We start from the raw sequence: 17,565 nt of genomic DNA on the forward strand, positions 1-17,565 counted from the left end.
CCAGGTGGCGACGCTGACGATCCGAGGGCTCGACGACGACGTGCGCGAACGGCTGCGGGCGCGGGCGGCGGAGCACGGGCGGTCCATGGAGGCGGAGGTGCGCGAGATCCTCACCTCCGCGGTGACAGCCCCCAGCGGGCTGGAACGGGGGCTGGGCACCTTCATCCACAGGTCGTTCGCCGACGCCGGTCTGGCGGTCGAGCTCGACCTCCCCGCGCGCTCAGAGCACGGCCGGGTCGTCGACCTCTCCGACGAACCGGGCACGCCGGACCGGGAGACCGCGGACACGTGATCGTCCTCGACACGAACGTGGTGTCCGAGGTGATCCGCCCGGTGCCCGAGGCGCGCGTGCTCCGCTGGCTCGACGCGCAGGCTCCGCAGGCGCTGTCGATCACGGCGGTCACCGTCGGCGAGATCGTCCACGGGGTGGCGCGGCTCCCCGAAGGGCGGCGCCGTGACCGCCTCGCCGCGCTCGTCGAGGAGCACGTCACCACGACCTTCGCGGGCCTGGTGCTCCCGTACGACGCCGACGCCGCGCGCGTCGGGGGCACCCTCCTGGCGCTCCGCGAGCGAGCGGGGCGGCCGATGAGCCTGGCCGACGCGCAGATCGCCGCGATCTGCCGCGTGCACGACGCGACGCTCGCGACGCGCAACGTCCGTGACTTCGCCGCTACCGGAGTGGACGTCGTCGACCCGTGGGACCCCGGCACGACCTGACTGACGCGGGAGCCCGCGACCGGTTCGGGTCACGGCGGGGTCGCGCGGGCGTAGCGGGTGGCCAGGGTGCGCACGTGGTCGACGAGAGCCTGCGGTTCCGTCACGTGGAAGTCCAGGCCCAACATGCCGATCCACACCGCGACGACCTCGACGCTGTCGCCGCCGGTGACGAGGACGCAGCGGTCGTCGGCGAGCGGTTCGACCGTGCCGACCGTCGGGTTGATGCGTCGCAGGACCTCGTCGGCGGGCGCGTCGACGACGATCCGGGCGTGCACGGCCCAGCCGGCGCGCGCGACCTCGCGCACGACGAAGTCGGTCAGGTCGCCGGGGAAGTCCACCGGCGCGAACCGCCGCCCGCCTGGCACGCGCAGCACGAGCCAGTCGACGCGGTAGGGAGCCCACGCGCCCGTCGCCGGGTCGCGGGCCACGAGGAACCAGCGGCGCTGCCACGCGACGAGGCGGTACGGCTCCAGCTCGAGCGGCTGGTCGCGGTAGAAGCAGCGCAGGCCCTGGTGGTCGCGCACGGCGTCGGCCAGCGCGGTGAGCGTGTCCGGGTCGACGACCGGGTCCTCGACGTTCGAGTCCGTGTTCGCGGGGCCGGCGGCGCTCGCGGACCGGAGCGCGGCGAGACGACGGCGCAGGCGGTCCGGCATGACCTGCTCCAGCTTGGCGAGCGCGGACGCCCCGGACTCCTCGAAGCCGGCCGTGCCGGTCGCGGCCCGCAGCCCGACGGCGACCGCGACGGCCTCGGCGTCGTCGAGCAGGAGCGGGGGCAGCCGCGCCCCGGCGCCGAGCCGGTACCGGCCGCCCGGGCCGCGCACCGCGTCGACGGGGTAGCCGAGCTCGCGCAGGCGGGCGACGTCGTTGCGGACCGTGCGGTCGCTGACGTCGAGGCGCTCGGCGAGCTCGGCGCCCGACCAGTCGGGGCGCGACTGGAGCAGGCCGAGCAGCGCGAGCATGCGGGCCGAGGTGGAAGCCACGGGTCCCTCCTGGGGTCGACGGACGACGCGGGAGAACTCCTCAGAGCACCGCCAGAATAACGGAAGGAAGCGTTCCTGAACCCTTCCTAGAGTCGGGAGCAGAGCAGGGCACGAGGCCCCGCCCGACCGAGGAGACCACCATGACCGCGTCGCACCGCTCCCCGTCCCTCGAGCACCGCCCGTTCTCCGTCGCCGTCCCGCAGGCCGACCTCGACGACCTCCGGTCGCGCCTCGAACGGACCCGGTTCGCGCCCGCCGCCCCCGGGGACTCCTGGGACTACGGGACGCCCGAGTCCTACCTGCGCGACATGGTCGGGCGCTGGACGGCGTTCGACTGGAGGGCCGTCGAGGACCGGGCCAACACGTACCCGGGCTTCCGCACCGAGATCGACGGCCAGCCGATCCACTACCTCCACGTGCGCTCCCGGCACGACGCCGCGACGCCCCTGCTGCTCGCGCACACCTACCCGGGCTCGTTCCTCGACTTCCTCGACATGATCGACCCGCTCGTCGACCCCGTCGCGCACGGCGGCCGCCCCGAGGATGCGTTCCACCTCGTCATCCCCTCCATGCCGGGCTTCGGGTTCTCCACCCCGGTGGTCGGGGACACGGACTGGACGATGGCGCGCGTCGCCCGCGCCTACGACGTCCTCATGCGCGACCTCGGGTACGACTCCTACGGGATCCACGGCAGCGACGGCGGCGCCATGGTCGGCCGCGAGCTCGCGGTCCTCGACCCCGAGGGTTTCCTCGGCGCCCACGTGCTCCAGCTCTTCTCCTTCCCGTCGGGCGCTCCCGGCGAGATGGACGGCTTCGGCGAGAAGGAGCTCGCCGCGCTCGGGCACCTCCAGTGGTTCCAGTCCGTGGGTGCCTACAACACGATGAACGCGTCGCGGCCGCAGACGATGGCCGCGGGGCTCGCCGACTCGCCCGTCGCCGTCCTCGCCTACCACGAGCTGTTCGAGAGCTTCGGCAACGGGACGAGCCTCGTGAGCGCCGACCAGGTGCTCGCTCAGGCGACGCTCTACTGGCTGACCAACTCCTACGCGACCGCCGCGCGCTACCACTACGCGGAGCAGCGCTCGGGCGCCGAGCCGGTCGTGAGCCGGGGTCGGATCGGCGTGGCCGTCTTCGCCGACGACTTCCAGACGATCCGCGCGTTCGCCGAGCGCGACAACTCCCGGATCGAGCACTGGTCCGAGCACCCGCGCGGTGGTCACTACGCGGCGCTCGAGGTCCCGCTCGACGTCGTCGCCGACCTCCGGGTCTTCTTCGCCTGACGCCCGCGACCGTCGAGAACGGGGTACCGCACGCTCGACCACGACGTCGCCGTCGTCATCCGGCCGATGACGACGGCGTCGTCGTGCTCGGCGCAGAATGGGGCGGTGTCCTCCCGACCCGTGACCCGCCTCGACCTCGTCCCGCGCCGCGTCCGCGTGCACGCCGTCCGGGAGACGTCCGGCGCGCTGCGCCGCCTCACCTTCCGGGACGCCGCCCCGGGCGGGGCCTCGCTCGCGACGCTGCGCGTACCCGGCCCCGACGACCACGTCAAGGTGTTCCTCCCGGACCCGGCCACCGGCGTCCTGCACGCCCCGACGCTCACCGACGACGGCGCCCTCCAGCGCCCGACGGGCGTCGTGTCGATCTCGCGCGAGCTGACCGTCCGGGCGACGCGGACCGTCGACGGGGTTCCCGAGGTCGACGTCGACTGGGTGCTCCACGGCGGCACCGACCCGGGTGCGCCGCCCACCGGCGAGGGTGGCCCGGCGTCGGCGTGGGCCGCACGGGCGGCGGTGGGTGACGAGGTCGTCCTCGCCGGCCCGACGACGAGCCGCGCCGTGCCGGACGGCGTCGGGCGGCTCCTGCTCGTCGGGGACGAGACGGGCCTGCCGGCGCTCGCGCGCTGGGTCGAGGCGGTCGGGGCCGACGTGCCCGTGACCGCGATCGTGGAGATCGGTGACGACGTCGACGAGGCGTTCGTCGAGGACGAGCTCGGGCGCGCGACGACCGAGCTCCTCTACCGCACCGACGGGCCGGGGCAGCTCGTCGAGGCCGTCCGCGCGCTCGGCCCGCTCGACGCCGACGAGTACGTGTTCGCCGCGGGCGAGGCGACCGACCTCGTCGCGGTCCGCCGGGCGCTGCGCGGCTCCGGCGCGCGGCCCGACCAGCTCGCCGTCCACGGCTACTGGCGTCGCGGCGTCGTCAACCTCGACCCCGAGGCACCCCTGGACCCGACCGACCCCGACTGACCCCTCGCCCGGGTCAGCCGCCGTGCAGGACGTCGACGGCGAGCCCGCGCCCGGCGACGGCGAGCCGCGAGTCGTTCGTCCACAGGGCGGAGCACCCGTGGACCTGCGCGGCGGCGAGGTGCAGCGCGTCGGGCGTCCGGAGCGACGAGGAGGCGCGCAGGCGTGCCGCCCGCTCGAAGGCCGTGGCATCGAGGGGAAGTTCGACGAACAGGTCGAGCACGCCCCGGTACCGGTCCTCGAGCTCCGGGTCCCCGGACCGCAGCGGTCCCACGAGGCACTCCAGCCGGACGAGCGGGCTGATCGCGAACTCCTCGTGCCCGTGCCGGGCCAGCAGCTCACGCACGTGCGGGCCACGCTCGGCGTCCTCGACCAGGTAGATGACGAGGCAGGTGTCGAGGTAGATCACTCCCAGCCCTCGCGCGCAGCCTCGATGTCGGCGTCGATCTGGCTCGCCGAGCGGGCGGTCCGTCGCGACGGCGGGTGGTCGTCGAGCCACTCGACGATGGCCGCCCCGGTCCCGTGCGCGAGGTCGGCCCGGACCGGCACGAGCCGCACGAGCGGGACACCGCGACGCGCGATGACCACGTCCTCGCCGGCCGCGGCACGGCTGACGAGCTGGGAGAGGTTGTTCTTGGCCTCGAGCACGTTGACCTGCATCGCCGCTCCTCGGGTGGGGTTTCCTGGCCAGGATATCTGGCCAGTGTGCTCCGCGGAAGGCCCGGGAGGGTCGTGAGGTCCCCTCCCGCGGCCGTCTGCGGGCGGCGTAACGGGCTGCAAGCGGACCGACGGCGCGCCACAGTGGGCCCATGACCCGACTCCTCGTCCTCGGCGGTTCCGACTTCGTGGGGCGCGCCGTCGTCGACGACGCCCTCGCCCGCGGCTGGGACGTCACCGTCCTCAACCGGGGCACCGCCCCCGTGCCCGACGGCGTCCGGCAGCTCGTGGGCGACCGCACCCGGCCCGACGGCCTGGACGCGCTGCGCGCGGACGACGTCCCGCAGAAGTGGGACGTCGTCGTCGACACGTGGTCCTGGGCGCCCGCAGCGGCGCGCGACGCCGCCCGGCTCCTCGCCGGCCGGGTGCCGGGCGACAACCGGTACGTCTACGTGTCGTCGCGCTCGGTGTACCCGTTCCCGCGGCCGCGCGGGGCCGACGAGACGTCGGAGCTCGTCGACGGCGACCCGGACGACACGACCTCCGACGACTACGCCCGCGCGAAGCGCGGCGCGGAGATCGCCGTGACCGACGCGCTCGGAGACCGGGCGATCCTGCTGCGCGCGGGCCTCATCCTCGGGCCGCGGGAGAACGTCGGCCGCCTGCCGTGGTGGCTGCGTCGCGTCGCGCGCGGCGGTCCGGTGCTCGCCCCCGGGCCCGCCGACCTGCCGCTGCAGTACGTCGACGCGCGCGACCTCGCGGCGTTCGCGCTCGACGTGGCGCTCGCGGGTGCGTCCGGGCCGGTCGACGTCGTCAGCGCGCCCGGGCACACGACCATGGGCGAGCTGCTCGCCGCGTGCGTCGAGGCGACCGCCGACGACGCGGCAGCGGCGGGCGACCCGCCCGCCGAGCTCGTATGGGTCGAGCCGGAGGCCGTCCTCGCGGCCGGGATCGAGCCGTGGACCCAGCTCCCGGTCTGGTTGCCGCCGGGCGAGCTGCACGACGCGCTCCACGGCTCCGACACGTCGCGCGCGGCGGCGCTCGGCCTGCGCACGCGCGACGTGCGCGAGACGGTGCGCGACACGTGGGCATGGCTCCGCGCCCTCGACGCCACGGGAGAGACGACGCCGCAGCGCGCGGACCGCCCCGCCGTCGGGCTCCCGCCGGACCTCGAGGCCGCCGCGCTGCGCGCCGCCGGCCGCGGCTGACCCGCCGGCGCGCTGGCCCGCCGCCCGCCGCCCGCCGACCACCCGCCGTCGAGCCGAACCTGCCCTTCGTCGAGCACGACGTTGCTGTCGTTCTCGCCCCGATGGCGACGGCAACGTCGTGCTCGGCGAGGGGGCTGGCCGCGCAGGCGATCGGTGGGGGTCAGCGCTCCGCGAGGAGCTCGCGGACGCGGGGGATGACCTGGGTGCCGTAGAGCTCGATGCTGCGCAGCATCGTCGAATGGGGGAGCGTGCCGGTCGAGTACTTGAGGTCGAACCGGCCCGCGCCGAGGAGGCGGACGGTGCGGGCGATCTTGCGGGCCACGGTCTCGGGCGAGCCGACGTAGAGCGAGCCGTCGCGCACGTCGTGGGCGAACCGCCCGCGGTGGTACGCGGGCCAGCCGCGCTCGCGCCCGATCCGGTTGTTCATCGCCGCGAAGTGCTCGTAGACCTCTTCCTGCGCCTGCTCGTCGGTGTCGGCGACGTGGCCGGGCGAGTGCACGCCGATCGGCAGCGCCGGCGTGCCGAGCTCCTCGACCGCGCGGTGGTAGAGGTCCACGTAGGGGCGGAACCGCTCGGGCTCGCCCCCGATGATCGCGAGCATGAGGCCCAGACCGTGCCGCGCGGTCCGCACGACCGACTCGGGCGAGCCGCCGACCCCGACCCACGTGCGCAGGCGCCCGCTCTCGGTCTTGGGCCAGACCTCCTGGTCGGCGAGCCCGGCGCGCGTCGTGCCCGACCACGTGACCGGGCCCTCGTCGAGCAGGTGGACGAACAGGTCGAGCTTCTCCTCGAACAGCACCTCGTAGTCGGCGAGGTCGTAGCCGAACAGCGGGAACGACTCGATGAACGACCCGCGCCCCAGGATGACCTCCGCGCGCCCGCCGGACAGCGCGTCGAGCGTCGAGAACCGCTCGAAGACGCGCACCGGGTCGTCGGAGCTGAGCACGGTCACCGCGGAGCCGAGGCGGATGCGCGACGTCCGCGTCGCGATCCCGGCGAGCACCACCTCGGGCGCGCTGATGGCGAAGTCCGCGCGGTGGTGCTCCCCGACGCCGAAGAAGTCGACGCCGACCTGGTCCGCGAGCTCCGCCTCCTCGACGACGTCGCGGATCGTGCGCGCCCCGCTGAGCAGCACGCCGTCCGGCCCTGCGGTCACGTCGCCGAAGGTGTCGAGCCCGAGCTCGACGGTCGCGGGGTCCGGTGCGGCCGTCGCGCTCTCGGTGGGGATCGGGGAGGTCGTCTCGTCGGTCATGATCTGCTCCTGCGGTCGGGCGACCGTCGGGGGGCCGGTGCTCTCACCGGTGGCGCGGTCGTGCGCGTCTCAACCGTGCCCGGTCCGCGGATCTTCCGCGACCCGTCCGCGGGCGGCCGGCAGGGACGACGACGGCCGCCGCCCCGGGTGGGACGGCGGCCGTCGGTGCCGCGCCGGCGGACCGGCGGGGACGTCAGTACGTCGCGACGTCGCCGCTCGCGACGAGCGCCGCGATGGCGACGATGTAGATGATGAAGCCGATGGCGCCGAGCACGGTGAAGACGATGCTGAGGATGAGGCCCCACTTGGCGAGCTGGTTGTCGAAGCCCGCCTCCTTGCTCTTCTTGCGCGCGATCGCGCTGACGACGATGCCCGCGATCGCGAAGACGAACGCGAGGACGAAGCCGACGATGCCGAGGGTCTTGCCCGGGTCCTCGATCGGGGCCGAGTAGCCGGCGGGGGCCTGCGGAGCGGCGGGGTACTGCTGGGCCATGGTTCTTCTGCTTTCTGGTGGGGCCGACGTGGTCGAGTCCGGACGGGGCGCGGACGGGGTGCCGTCCGCGCGACTGCGGGGCTCATTGTGGGGCATGACGCCTGTGCGTGAACAGGGGGAGTTCTCCCCGGGTGACGTGAACACAGGACATACAGGACAGGCCGGGCGGATCAGCCCGCCGTCGGGTCGCTCGGGGCGTAGAGACGCAGCGCTCCGCGCCGCATGGTGAGACGGACGGTGACCGGCCCGGTGGGGGCGACGTCGTCGAGCGAGAGCGTCTCGCCGTCGTGCGCGAGCACCACGGGCGGCCCGGGGCGCCCGGGCTCGGCGTCGGGGGAGCGGTCCGTCGTGACGGCCTCGCCGTCGGGCCCGACGACCGCGCCGCGCGCGGGGAAGCGGAGCTCCAGGGCCGGGACGGACGTCGCGTCCACGACGAGGTGCCCCCGCACCCCGGGCACGCGCCGCGCGACGCGCGTCCCCGCGTCGCCCGCCGCGACCTCGAGGAACGTGCGCAGCCGGCTCGCGCGCCGCTCGGCCCGGGCCGTGCGGACGTCGAGCACGCCGTCGTCGAGGCGGTGCCGCTCGACCGGTGCGAGGCTCTGCGGGTAGTAGCGGTTGACTCCCGCGAACAGCGACCAGTACTCGCCCTCGTGCCCGTCCACCTCCATGCGCACCCGGTGCGCGCGCCGCAGCACGCGCGCCGCCGCGAGGACGGCCGCCGGCCACTTGCCGAGCCGGTGCTCGTGCTTCTCGCGCTCGGTGACGAGCTCCGGGTAGACACCGGCCGAGAAGGTGTTGAGCACGGTGCGGGGCGGTCCGTCGACCCCGTCGACCTCGAGGTCCGCGACGTCGATCGTCACGCCCGATCCCGTCCGCACCGCCTCGATCGTCGCGCGCATCGACGTGAGGTCGGCCGCGCGCGCGAAGTGGTTGAGGGTGCCGCCGGGGAGCACGGCGAGCGGGAGGTCGTGCGCGCGCGCCGCCGCGGCCGCGGTCGACACCGTGCCGTCGCCGCCGCTGATGCCGAGCGCACGGGCGCCCCGCGCGACGGCGTCGTCGTACAGGCGGCGCAGGTCGTCGCCCTCGGCGAGCACGTGGAGGTCGGCGCGGGGAAGTCCGTCGCGGACCGCCGCGAGCGGGTCCTCCTTGAGCAGCCGGCCCGAGCCCGCCGCCGGGTTGACGACGACGAAGAGGCCCGCGCCGTCGTCGAGCGCGGGGACGTCCGCGGGCGGCCCCGCCGGGACGTCGGGGCGCTGCTCGGCACGGCCGGGGACGAGCACCCGACCCGCGAGCGCGACCCCGACGCCCAGCGCCGCGCCCGCGGCGACGTCCGAGAACCAGTGCGAGCCCGTGTGCAGGCGTGAGTACAGGACCGCCCCGGCGAGCGGCGTGAGCGCCAGCCCGACCGTCGGCCACTCGATGGCGACGCCCGTGACGAACGCGGCGGCCGACGCCGAGTGGCCCGACGGGAACGAGGGCGACGTCGGGGGGTCCGCCACGCGCCGCCACAGCGGGAGGCCGTCGAGCGACGGGCGCACGCCCCCGAACACGGTCTTGCCGACGACGTTCGCGAGGACGCTCGACACGAGCAGCGAGCCGTAGCCGCGCAGGGCGGCGTCGCGCCCGCGCCGCCCGGTGGCGGCGATCCCGACGGCGGCCCCGGCCCACAGCACGCTGTGGTCGGCCCACGTCGAGAGCCGGGAGAGCGCGGTGTCGGCCGCGGCCCCCAGCGCGCGGCGGTTCGTCCAGCGGTTCACCGCGCGGTCGAGGCGGGCGACGCCGGGGAGCGCCTCGTGCGGCTTGACGATCCCGGTGACACGAGGCATCTCGCCATCGTAGGAAGGGCGGTCGGGGACCGCGCGGCGACGGCGCCTCGCGACCCCCTGAGATCGACCCGTGAGCCGCGACGTCGGCCCTCCGAAGGTCGATCTCGACCGTGCGGGTCGACCTCGTGATCGGGACTCAGGCCCCCGCGCGGCTCGTCTCGCCGCGGAGCGTGTCGATGTGCGCCTGCAGGCGCTCCAGCGCGACGGCGACGCCCTCGCCCGCGTCGTGCGCGAGGTCCGTCACGTGGCGGAGCTGGGCGGACGCCGCGTCGAGCGCGACCTGGGCGTCGGCGAGCGCGACGGCCGCGCGACCGTCGGCCGCCTCGTCGTCGTCGGTCGCACGCTCGAGCGCGGAGCGGGCCTCGTCCGTCGCGGCCTGGACCGACTCGACGGCGTCGAGCACGTCGTTGCGGAGCACGGGGTGCAGGGCGGGGAGCTGGGCGTGCACGCGGTCGAGGTCGTTCCCGATGGTCTCCGTCTGGACCTGCGCGTCGGCGATGAGCTGCTGGACCTCGGCGGCGCTCGCCGTCGAGCACATCGGCAGCATCATGGACAGCGCGAGCAGGCTCGCCGCGGCGAACCGGGCAGACGTGCGCGTGCGCTGCGGCGTCGTGGGCTCGCTCGTCCTCGCTGACATGGCGACAAGTCTCCCGGGCGAACCTGAGAAGCACCAGGGAATCGAGGGCGAATTCATGGAGATTTCGCACACAGCGCACGCAGGAGACGTGGTCCGGCGGCCCGCACCGGGTCCGGGCCGCCGAGCGCGGACGATCAGACGCGCGCGAGCCGACGGCGTCGGGCCGCCGCGACGCGCGTCCCGACGAGCCCGTGCCGCGGGCTGAACAGGTACGCGAGCGCGAACGCCACGCCCAGCGCGACGACGACCGTCCCGCCCGACGCCGTGTCGAGGTAGTAGCTGACGTAGATGCCCACGACCCCGCACACCGCCGCGACGAGCGGCGAGATCCACAGCATCCGCGAGAAGCGGTCGGTGAGGAGGTACGCCGTCGCGCCCGGCGTGATGAGCAGCGCGACGACGAGGACCACGCCGACGGCCTGGAGCGCGACGACGACCGTCAGCGCGAGCAGGCCGAGCAGCAGCGCGCCGAGCCGCCGGGGCGAGAGCCCGATCGCGTGCGCGTGCGTCGGGTCGAACGCGTAGAGCGTGAGGTCGCGCCGCTTGAGCACGACGACCGCGAGCGTCACCGCGCCGAGCGCCAGCACCTGGAGCAGGTCCGCGCGCGACACCCCGAGCAGGTTGCCGAAGAGGATGTGGTTGAGATCCGTCTGGCTCGGCGTCACGGAGATGAGGACGAGGCCGAGCGCGAACAGCGTCGTGAACACGACCCCGATCGCGGCGTCCTCCTTGACGCGGGACGTGTCGCGCACCGCGCCGATGAGGAGCACCGCGAGCAGCCCGAAGACGAGCGCGCCGAGCGCGAACGGCGCCCCCACCACGTACGCGAGCACGACGCCGGGCAGCACGGCGTGCGAGACGGCGTCGCCCATGAGGGACCAGCCCACGAGCACGAGCCAGCACGACAGCACGCCGCACACGATCCCGGCGGTCACCGTGACGGCGAGCGCGGTGCGCAGGAACTCGAACGACAGGGGCTCGAGGAGGATGGCGAGGAGGTCGGTCACGGGGCCACCTCCACGCCGAACGCGAGCGCGAGGTTCTCGGGCCGCAGGACCTCCGCGGGCGTCGAGTGCAGCAGGACGCGGCGGTGGAGCAGCACCGCCTCGTCGGCGAGCTCGGGCAGCGCGTGCAGGTCGTGGGTCGAGACGAGGACGGTCGCCCCGCCGGCCGCGAGCTCGCGCAGCAGCGTGGTGATGGTCGCCTCCGTGCGCTTGTCCACACCGGCGAACGGCTCGTCGAGCAGGAGGATCGTCGCGCCCTGCGCGAGCCCCCGGGCGACGAACGCGCGCTTGCGCTGCCCGCCCGAGAGCGCGCCGATCTGCCGGTCGGCCAGGTCGGTGAGCTCGACGCGCGCGAGCGCGTGCTCGACCGCCTCCCGGTCGGCGGGCCGCGTGCGCCGCGTGAAGCCCTGGTAGCCGTAGCGGCCCGTCATGACGACGTCGCGCACGCTCAGCGGGAACGCCCAGTCGACGTCCTCGCTCTGCGGCACGTACCCCACCGCCTGGGCGCGCCGGGCGCGCGCGGGGGGTGCGCCGTCGACCAGGACGGTGCCGCGGTCCGGCCGGACCATGCCCATGACCGCCTTGAACAGCGTCGACTTGCCCGAGCCGTTCATGCCGACGAGCCCGCACACCGTCCCGCGCCCGCTCGACGCCCCGAGCGTGAGCGTCGCGCCGTCGAGCGCGAGGACGTCGCCGTAGTGGACGGTGAGGTCGCGCACGTCGATCGCGGGCGTGCCCGACGGCGCCCGCCCGCCCCCGCTCACGCGTCACCGCCCGCGGTGGTGCCGGTGAGGCCCGCGACGATGGTCTCGGTGTCGTGGCGCAGGAGGTCGAGATAGGTCGGCACGGGGCCGTCGGGCGCGGAGAGGGAGTCGACGTAGAGCGTCCCGCCGAACGCCGCGCCGGACTCGCGCGCGACCTGCTGCATCGCGTCGTCGGAGACGGTGGACTCGCAGAACACGGCCGGGACGTCGTGCTGCTCGACGAACTCGATCGCGCCGACGACCGACTGCGGCGTCGCCTGCTGCTCGGCGTTGACCGCCCACAGGTACTTCTCCGCGAGCCCGGCGTCGCGCGCGAGGTAGGGGAACGCGCCCTCGCAGGTAACGAGTGCGCGGTGGCCCTCGGGCAGCGCGTCGAGCGCCGTCGTGAGCTCGTCGTGCACGGCCGCGAGCTCGGCGGAGTAGGCCGCGGCGTTCGCCGCGTAGTCGTCGGCGTGGGCCGGGTCCAGCTCCGCGAACGCGTCGGCCATGTTCTGCACGTAGACCTGCGCGTTCACCGGCGACATCCAGGCGTGCGGGTTCTCCTTGCCCTGGTACTCCTCGGCGGTGTCGTCGCCGAGCGCGATGGGCTCGACGCCCTCGCTCACGACGACGTGCGGCACGTCGAGCCCGTCGACGAACCGCCCGAACCACGCCTCGAGCCCCATGCCGTTGTCGAGGATGAGGTCGGCGTCCGCGGCCCTGCGGACGTCGCCGGGCGTCGGCTCGTAGCCGTGGATCTCCGCCCCGACCTTGGTGATCGACTCGACGCGCAGGTGGTCGCCCGCCACGTTCTCCGCCATGTCGGCGAGCACGGTGAACGTCGTGAGCACGACGGGCCGGCCGTCGTCGGGCGGGGTCGCCCCCGCGTCCGTGGCGCTCGAGCAGCCGCTCAGCGTCGCTGCGGCGAGGACCGCGACGGCTGCGGCAGCGCGGGATGCGGACTTCCGCGTCGAAAAGTTCGGCATACCGAAAAATCTAGCCGGCGCGTCGGCCGCACGCAACGCCGCTTCCATCCCGGTCGCCGAGGTAGAGCCCAGGTCCCGCGAGGTAGAGCCCAGGTCCCGCGAGGTAGAGCCCTGGTTCAGCGAGGGGGAAGACCAGGGCTCTACCTCGGCAGACCGGGGCTCTACCTCGGCAGACCAGAGCTCTACCTCGGCGTACCGGGGCTCTACCTCGGGGTGGTCGGAGTGGTGCGGGCGCCCAGGCGGCGGCTCACCTCGGCGGCGGCGCGCCCGACGGCGGCGGCGAGCTCCGCGCGTCGGGCGGGCGGGGCGTCGTCGGCCCAGAAGGTGAGGGCGATGCCGGCGACGGGGAGCCCGGTGTGGTCGACGGCCGCGTGCGCGACGGACGCGAGGCCCGGGGTGACCTCGCCGTCCTCCTCGGCCCAGCCGCGCCGTCGGACGCCGCGCAGCACCTCGCGCAGGGCACCGAGGGTCTGCGGCCCGACGCCGGTGCGGTCGGCGAACGCCGCGGCGCCGGGGAAGAGGGCGCGGACCTGGGCCGCGGGGAGGCCGGCGAGGACGGCGCGCCCGCTCGCGGTGAGGTGCGCGGGGAGGCGCACGTCGACGTCGGTCACGAGCGTGGGGCGGCGCGGCGCGCGCTGCTCGACGAGGTAGAGGACCTCGCGCCCGTTGAGCACGGCGAGGTGCGCGCTCTCGCCCGTCGACTCGACGAGGCGCGCGACCACCGGCCGCGCGAGCCGCGCGAGGGGCGCCTGCCGCGCGTACGCCGACCCGAGCGCGAGCGACGCCGTCCCGAGCCCGTAGCGGTGCTCCTCGGGGAGGTGGGTCACGAACCCCTCGTCGACGAGGACGGACAGCAGGTGGTAGACGGTCGAGCGGGGCAGCCCGAGGCCCTGCGCGACGGCGGCCGCGGGCGACGGGCCCGCCTGCGCGGCGAGGAACGTGAGCACGCGCACGGCCTGGCGCGCGGCGGGGACGTCGCTCGGCATGGAGGCCACGGTAGGCCCGTGGCACGATCGAGGCGTGACGACGACGCCCGACGACCAGCGCCTGCGCGACCTCGCGCGCCTGCGGCGCGTGCGCGACCGGATCGACCGGGAGTACGCGCAGCCGCTCGACGTCACGGCGCTCGCGTCCGGCGTGCACGTGTCCGCCGGGCACCTGAGCCGCGAGTTCAAGGCCGCCTACGGGGAGTCGGTGTACGCGTACCTCATGACGCGGCGCATCGAGCGCGCCAAGGCGCTGCTGCGCCGCGGGGACCTGAGCGTCACGGACGTGTGCTTCGCGGTGGGGTGCTCGTCCCTGGGGACGTTCAGCACGCGCTTCACCGAGCTCGTCGGCGTGCCGCCGAGCGTGTACCGACGGCGCGCGGCCGAGTCCGACGCGGGCTCCCCGGCTGCCGCGGAGTCGCGGGCGGCCGCGGCGGCGGGCACCGTGCGCGGCGCTGCGCCGGGCACATCGCCGGGCGCCTCGCCGGAGACCACGCCGGGCACCGACGCGGGCGCCTTCCCCGGCGGGGAGCGGCTGGACGGGATGCCGGCGTGCGTCGCGCGACGCGTCACGCGACCGGTCAGGAATCGAGAAGCGCAGGCCGGACGACGGTCCTAGCGTCGTTCTCATGAACCTCACCATCAACTCCAGCTTCCTGCCCCAGACCGACCCCGACGCGTCGCTCGCGTTCTACCGCGACGTGCTCGGCTTCGAGGTCCGCAACGACGTCGGCTACGAGGGGATGCGGTGGATCACCGTGGGCCCGGCCGACCAGCCGGACACCGCGATCGTGCTGCACCCGCCGGCCGCGACGCCGGGCCTCAACGACGACGACAAGCGCGCCCTCCTGGAGATCGTGGCCAAGGGCGCGTACTTCGGCGTCAACCTCGCGACGCCCGACGTCGACGAGACGTTCGCCCGGATCGAGGCCGCGGGGGCGGAGGTCGTGCAGGAGCCGATCGACCAGCCCTACGGCGTGCGCGACTGCGCGTTCCGCGACCCGGCGGGCAACGAGATCCGCATCCAGCAGCGCTCCTGACCTCCGCACGCAGCACGCCCGCCCTGACCACCCGGCGTCGCGCCGCCGTCGTGCACGACGCGATGAGTCCCGACCGCGCGGCCGGTCCTCACCCCCGGGACGTCCACGCACCACACCCATCCACGCGCCGACCGTCCGGCTCTCCGGCAGACTCTCACCGAGCTGCCGGGAGCGGGCGGTCGGCGCCGTCGACCGGTCGCCCGACCGCGCGACGAGGCTCGACGACGAGGAGACACGCATGAGCACGGCCACGACGACGGGAACCTCGACCTCGGAGCGCCAGGACCCCGACGCGCACGACGTCATCCGGGTCCAAGGGGGCGCGGGCGAACAACCTCCAGGACGTGAGCGTCGAGATCCCCAAGCGGCGCCTCACGGTGTTCACGGGTGTCTCCGGGTCGGGCAAGAGCTCGCTCGTGTTCGACACCGTCGCGGCCGAGTCGCAGCGCCTCATCAACGAGACGTACCCGGCGTTCCTCCAGGGCTTCATGCCCACGCTGGACCGCCCCGACGTCGACGTCCTCGAGGGGCTCACGACGGCGATCGTCGTGGACCAGGAGCGCCTGGGCGCCAACCCGCGGTCCACGGTGGGCACGGTGACCGACGCGAACGCGATCCTGCGGGTGCTGTTCAGCCGGTTCGGCGAGCCGCAGGTGGGGCCGCCCACGGCGTTCTCCTTCAACATCCCCGCGCGCAAGGCGAGCGGCATCATGACGTCCGCCACCGGGGAGAAGACGATCGTCCGCAACGCGATCTACCACGGCGGCATGTGCCCGCGGTGCGAGGGGCGCGGCGCGGTCTCGGACCTCGACCTCACCGAGATCTTCGACGACTCGAAGTCCCTGCTCGACGGCGCGATCAAGGTCCCGGGGTACACCGCCGACGGGTGGATGGTGCGCGGGTTCGCCGAGTCGGGGTTCTTCCCGGCCGATCGGCCGATCCGGGAGTTCACGGAGCAGCAGCTCGAGGACTTCCTCTACAAGGAGCCCACCAAGATCAAGGCGATGGGGATCAACGTCACCTACGAGGGGCTCATCCCCAAGATCCAGAAGTCGATGTTCTCCAAGGACGTCGACTCGCTCCAGCCGCACGTCCGTGCGTTCGTCGAGCGTGCGGCGACGTTCGCACCGTGCCCCGAGTGCGGCGGCACGCGCCTGTCGGAGTCGGCGCGCTCCTCGAAGATCCGCGGCGTCAACATCGCGGACCTGTGCGCGATGCAGATCACCGACCTCGCCGCGTGGATCCGCGACCTCGACGACCCGCACATGGCGCCCGTCGTCAACGCCCTCGGCGAGAACCTCGCGTCGTTCGTCGAGCTCGGGCTGGGCTACCTCAGCCTCGACCGGCCGTCGGGCACGCTGTCGGGCGGCGAGTCGCAGCGCATCAAGATGCTGCGCCACCTCGGGTCGTCGCTCACCGACGTCACGTACGTGTTCGACGAGCCGACCATCGGTCTGCACCCGCACGACATCGACCGCATGAACGGCCTCCTGCTCCAGCTGCGCGACAAGGGCAACACGGTCCTCGTCGTCGAGCACAAGCCGGAGACGATCGTGATCGCGGACCACGTCGTCGACCTCGGCCCGGGTGCGGGCACGGCCGGTGGCCGGGTGGCGTTCGAGGGCACGGTCGACGGGCTGCGGGGGAGCGACACCGTCACCGGCCGCCACCTCGACGACCGCGCGACGCTCAAGGAGGAGGTGCGCTCGCCGTCGGGCGTGCTGGAGATCCGCGGCGCGGACGCGCACAACCTCCAGGACGTGGACGTCGACGTCCCGCTCGGGGTGCTCGTCGTCCTGACCGGGGTGGCCGGGTCGGGCAAGAGCTCGCTCGTCGAGGGGTCGGTGTCGCGGCGCGAGGGCGTCGTGACGATCGACCAGAGCGCGGTGCGGGGGTCGCGCCGCAGCAACCCCGCGACGTACACGGGCCTGCTGGAGCCGATCCGCAAGGCGTTCGCCAAGGCCAACGGCGTCAAGCCGGCCCTGTTCAGCGCGAACTCCGAGGGCGCGTGCCCCGAGTGCAAGGGTGCGGGCGTCATCTACACCGAGCTCGGCTTCATGGAGACCGTCTCGACCCCGTGCGAGGACTGCGGCGGACGCCGGTTCCAGGCCGCGGTGCTCGACTACACGCTCGGCGGGCTGAACATCGCCGACGTGCTCGACCTCCCGGTCGCGAAGGCGCGCGCGTTCTTCTCGTCCGGCGAGGGCAAGGTGCCGGCCGCCGCGGCGATCCTCGAGCGCCTCGACGACGTCGGCCTCGGGTACGTGAGCCTCGGCCAGCCGCTCACGACGCTGTCCGGCGGCGAGCGCCAGCGCCTCAAGCTCGCGACCCACCTGGGCGACAAGGGCGGCGTGATCGTGCTCGACGAGCCGACGACGGGCCTGCACCTCGCCGACGTGCAGAACCTCCTCGGGCTGCTCGACCGGATCGTCGACGCAGGCAAGTCCGTCATCGTCATCGAGCACCACCAGGCGGTCATGGCGCACGCGGACTGGATCATCGACCTCGGCCCCGGCGCCGGGCACGACGGCGGTCGCGTCGTCTTCGAGGGCACCCCGGCCGACCTCGTCGCGGCGAGGTCCACCCTCACGGCCGAGCACCTCGCGGCCTACGTGAACGCCTGACGCGCCGAACACGAGGTTGCTGTCGTGAACGCGCCCATCACGACAGCAACCCCGTGCTCGACGAGCGGCCCGTCGGGAATGTCGGCTCCCTGATGTAGGTTGTCATCAACACGGCCAGCCCCTCTGCCCGACTTCGTCGGTCACGGGCTGGTTTTCATTGCGTCAG

At 74.4% G+C, this 17,565-nt stretch carries 17 protein-coding genes and 2 pseudogenes; 8 read left to right on the forward strand and 11 right to left on the reverse strand.

Annotation, left to right across the window (positions count from 1 at the left end):
- Positions 1–4: 4 nt before the first annotated feature.
- Positions 5–292 (forward strand): Arc family DNA-binding protein, encoded by a 288-nt coding sequence (locus B8281_RS04825; RefSeq protein WP_085388609.1) that lies wholly within the window; start codon positions 5–7, stop codon positions 290–292.
- Entirely contained in the window at positions 289–717 is a 429-nt protein-coding gene (locus B8281_RS04830) for a type II toxin-antitoxin system VapC family toxin (protein WP_085387077.1), read from the forward strand. The genes B8281_RS04825 and B8281_RS04830 overlap by 4 nt, the downstream gene beginning before the upstream one ends.
- Positions 718–746: 29 nt before the next feature.
- On the opposite strand, the gene B8281_RS04835 is transcribed toward B8281_RS04830, so the two are convergent.
- A complete protein-coding gene (locus tag B8281_RS04835) occupies positions 747–1,697 on the reverse strand; it encodes a YafY family protein (protein WP_085387078.1) in 951 nt (316 codons plus the stop codon).
- A gap of 140 nt (positions 1,698–1,837) precedes the next feature.
- Between B8281_RS04835 and B8281_RS04840 the strand changes: the two genes are divergently transcribed.
- A complete protein-coding gene (locus B8281_RS04840; RefSeq protein WP_085387079.1) occupies positions 1,838–2,977 on the forward strand; it encodes an epoxide hydrolase family protein in 1,140 nt (379 codons plus the stop codon).
- Positions 2,978–3,082: 105 nt separating this feature from the next.
- Positions 3,083–3,946 (forward strand): siderophore-interacting protein, encoded by an 864-nt coding sequence (locus B8281_RS04845; protein ID WP_198163149.1) that lies wholly within the window; start codon positions 3,083–3,085, stop codon positions 3,944–3,946.
- A gap of 13 nt (positions 3,947–3,959) precedes the next feature.
- On the opposite strand, the gene B8281_RS04850 is transcribed toward B8281_RS04845, so the two are convergent.
- Together B8281_RS04850 and B8281_RS04855 are read right to left on the reverse strand one after the other, a co-directional pair.
- Positions 3,960–4,352, reverse strand: a complete 393-nt coding sequence (locus tag B8281_RS04850; RefSeq protein WP_051876492.1) for a type II toxin-antitoxin system VapC family toxin — start codon at positions 4,350–4,352, stop codon at positions 3,960–3,962.
- Entirely contained in the window at positions 4,349–4,603 is a 255-nt protein-coding gene (locus B8281_RS04855) for a type II toxin-antitoxin system Phd/YefM family antitoxin (protein WP_034651325.1), read from the reverse strand. Before B8281_RS04855 ends, B8281_RS04850 begins: the two co-directional genes overlap by 4 nt.
- A gap of 149 nt (positions 4,604–4,752) precedes the next feature.
- On the opposite strand from B8281_RS04855, the gene B8281_RS04860 reads away from it, so the two are divergent.
- Complete coding sequence (locus B8281_RS04860; RefSeq protein ID WP_085387082.1) at positions 4,753–5,808, forward strand: NAD-dependent epimerase/dehydratase family protein; 1,056 nt, start codon at positions 4,753–4,755, stop codon at positions 5,806–5,808.
- A 160-nt stretch (positions 5,809–5,968) separates the two neighbouring features.
- On the opposite strand, the gene B8281_RS04865 is transcribed toward B8281_RS04860, so the two are convergent.
- The 8 genes from B8281_RS04865 to B8281_RS04900 all read right to left on the reverse strand — a co-directional run bounded on the left by B8281_RS04865 (position 5,969) and on the right by B8281_RS04900 (position 13,735).
- A complete protein-coding gene (locus B8281_RS04865; protein WP_085387083.1) occupies positions 5,969–7,060 on the reverse strand; it encodes an LLM class flavin-dependent oxidoreductase in 1,092 nt (363 codons plus the stop codon).
- Between the two features lie 193 nt (positions 7,061–7,253).
- A complete protein-coding gene (locus B8281_RS04870) occupies positions 7,254–7,553 on the reverse strand; it encodes a hypothetical protein (protein ID WP_085387084.1) in 300 nt (99 codons plus the stop codon).
- Positions 7,554–7,723: 170 nt separating this feature from the next.
- Positions 7,724–9,379, reverse strand: coding sequence for a bifunctional phosphatase PAP2/diacylglycerol kinase family protein (locus B8281_RS04875; protein WP_085387085.1), 1,656 nt, complete (start codon positions 9,377–9,379; stop codon positions 7,724–7,726).
- Positions 9,380–9,515: 136 nt separating this feature from the next.
- Complete coding sequence (locus B8281_RS04880) at positions 9,516–10,016, reverse strand: hypothetical protein (RefSeq protein WP_074803690.1); 501 nt, start codon at positions 10,014–10,016, stop codon at positions 9,516–9,518.
- Between the two features lie 134 nt (positions 10,017–10,150).
- The gene (locus tag B8281_RS04885) at positions 10,151–11,023 is read right to left on the reverse strand and encodes a metal ABC transporter permease (RefSeq protein WP_085387086.1); all 873 of its coding nucleotides are present in this window, start codon (positions 11,021–11,023) and stop codon (positions 10,151–10,153) included.
- Positions 11,020–11,784, reverse strand: coding sequence for a metal ABC transporter ATP-binding protein (locus B8281_RS04890; protein WP_085387087.1), 765 nt, complete (start codon positions 11,782–11,784; stop codon positions 11,020–11,022). The genes B8281_RS04885 and B8281_RS04890 overlap by 4 nt, the downstream gene beginning before the upstream one ends.
- Positions 11,781–12,749: a metal ABC transporter substrate-binding protein gene (locus tag B8281_RS04895; protein ID WP_085387088.1), complete on the reverse strand. Its 969-nt coding sequence runs from the start codon at positions 12,747–12,749 to the stop codon at positions 11,781–11,783. The genes B8281_RS04890 and B8281_RS04895 overlap by 4 nt, the downstream gene beginning before the upstream one ends.
- 203 nt (positions 12,750–12,952) lie before the next feature.
- Complete coding sequence (locus B8281_RS04900; RefSeq protein ID WP_085387089.1) at positions 12,953–13,735, reverse strand: IclR family transcriptional regulator; 783 nt, start codon at positions 13,733–13,735, stop codon at positions 12,953–12,955.
- Between B8281_RS04900 and B8281_RS19430 the strand changes: the two are divergent.
- The 3 genes and pseudogenes from B8281_RS19430 to B8281_RS04915 form a co-directional block, all read left to right on the forward strand.
- Positions 13,734–14,126: pseudogene (locus tag B8281_RS19430) on the forward strand (helix-turn-helix transcriptional regulator); the annotation flags it as partial. The gene B8281_RS04900 and the pseudogene B8281_RS19430 overlap by 2 nt on opposite strands.
- 238 nt (positions 14,127–14,364) lie before the next feature.
- Positions 14,365–14,775 (forward strand): VOC family protein, encoded by a 411-nt coding sequence (locus tag B8281_RS04910; protein WP_031316030.1) that lies wholly within the window; start codon positions 14,365–14,367, stop codon positions 14,773–14,775.
- Positions 14,776–15,013: 238 nt separating this feature from the next.
- Positions 15,014–17,399, forward strand: a pseudogene (locus B8281_RS04915) (ATP-binding cassette domain-containing protein).
- Positions 17,400–17,565: the final 166 nt, after the last annotated feature.

Origin of the sequence: Cellulosimicrobium sp. TH-20 (assembly GCF_002105775.1) — a bacterium.
Classification (GTDB): Bacteria; Actinomycetota; Actinomycetes; order Actinomycetales; family Cellulomonadaceae; genus Cellulosimicrobium; species Cellulosimicrobium funkei.

Bases quoted from the DNA above. Each gene is read 5' to 3' on its own strand.
- B8281_RS04840 (WP_085387079.1), top strand. From the start codon at position 1,838: ATGACCGCGTCGCACCGCTCCCCGTCCCTCGAGCACCGCCCGTTCTCC.
- B8281_RS04855 (WP_034651325.1), bottom strand. From the start codon at position 4,603: ATGCAGGTCAACGTGCTCGAGGCCAAGAACAACCTCTCCCAGCTCGTC.
- B8281_RS04860 (WP_085387082.1), top strand. From the start codon at position 4,753: ATGACCCGACTCCTCGTCCTCGGCGGTTCCGACTTCGTGGGGCGCGCC.
- B8281_RS04865 (WP_085387083.1), bottom strand. From the start codon at position 7,060: ATGACCGACGAGACGACCTCCCCGATCCCCACCGAGAGCGCGACGGCC.
- B8281_RS04870 (WP_085387084.1), bottom strand. From the start codon at position 7,553: ATGGCCCAGCAGTACCCCGCCGCTCCGCAGGCCCCCGCCGGCTACTCG.
- B8281_RS04875 (WP_085387085.1), bottom strand. From the start codon at position 9,379: ATGCCTCGTGTCACCGGGATCGTCAAGCCGCACGAGGCGCTCCCCGGC.
- B8281_RS04880 (WP_074803690.1), bottom strand. From the start codon at position 10,016: ATGTCAGCGAGGACGAGCGAGCCCACGACGCCGCAGCGCACGCGCACG.
- B8281_RS04895 (WP_085387088.1), bottom strand. From the start codon at position 12,749: ATGCCGAACTTTTCGACGCGGAAGTCCGCATCCCGCGCTGCCGCAGCC.
- B8281_RS04900 (WP_085387089.1), bottom strand. From the start codon at position 13,735: ATGCCGAGCGACGTCCCCGCCGCGCGCCAGGCCGTGCGCGTGCTCACG.
- B8281_RS04910 (WP_031316030.1), top strand. From the start codon at position 14,365: ATGAACCTCACCATCAACTCCAGCTTCCTGCCCCAGACCGACCCCGAC.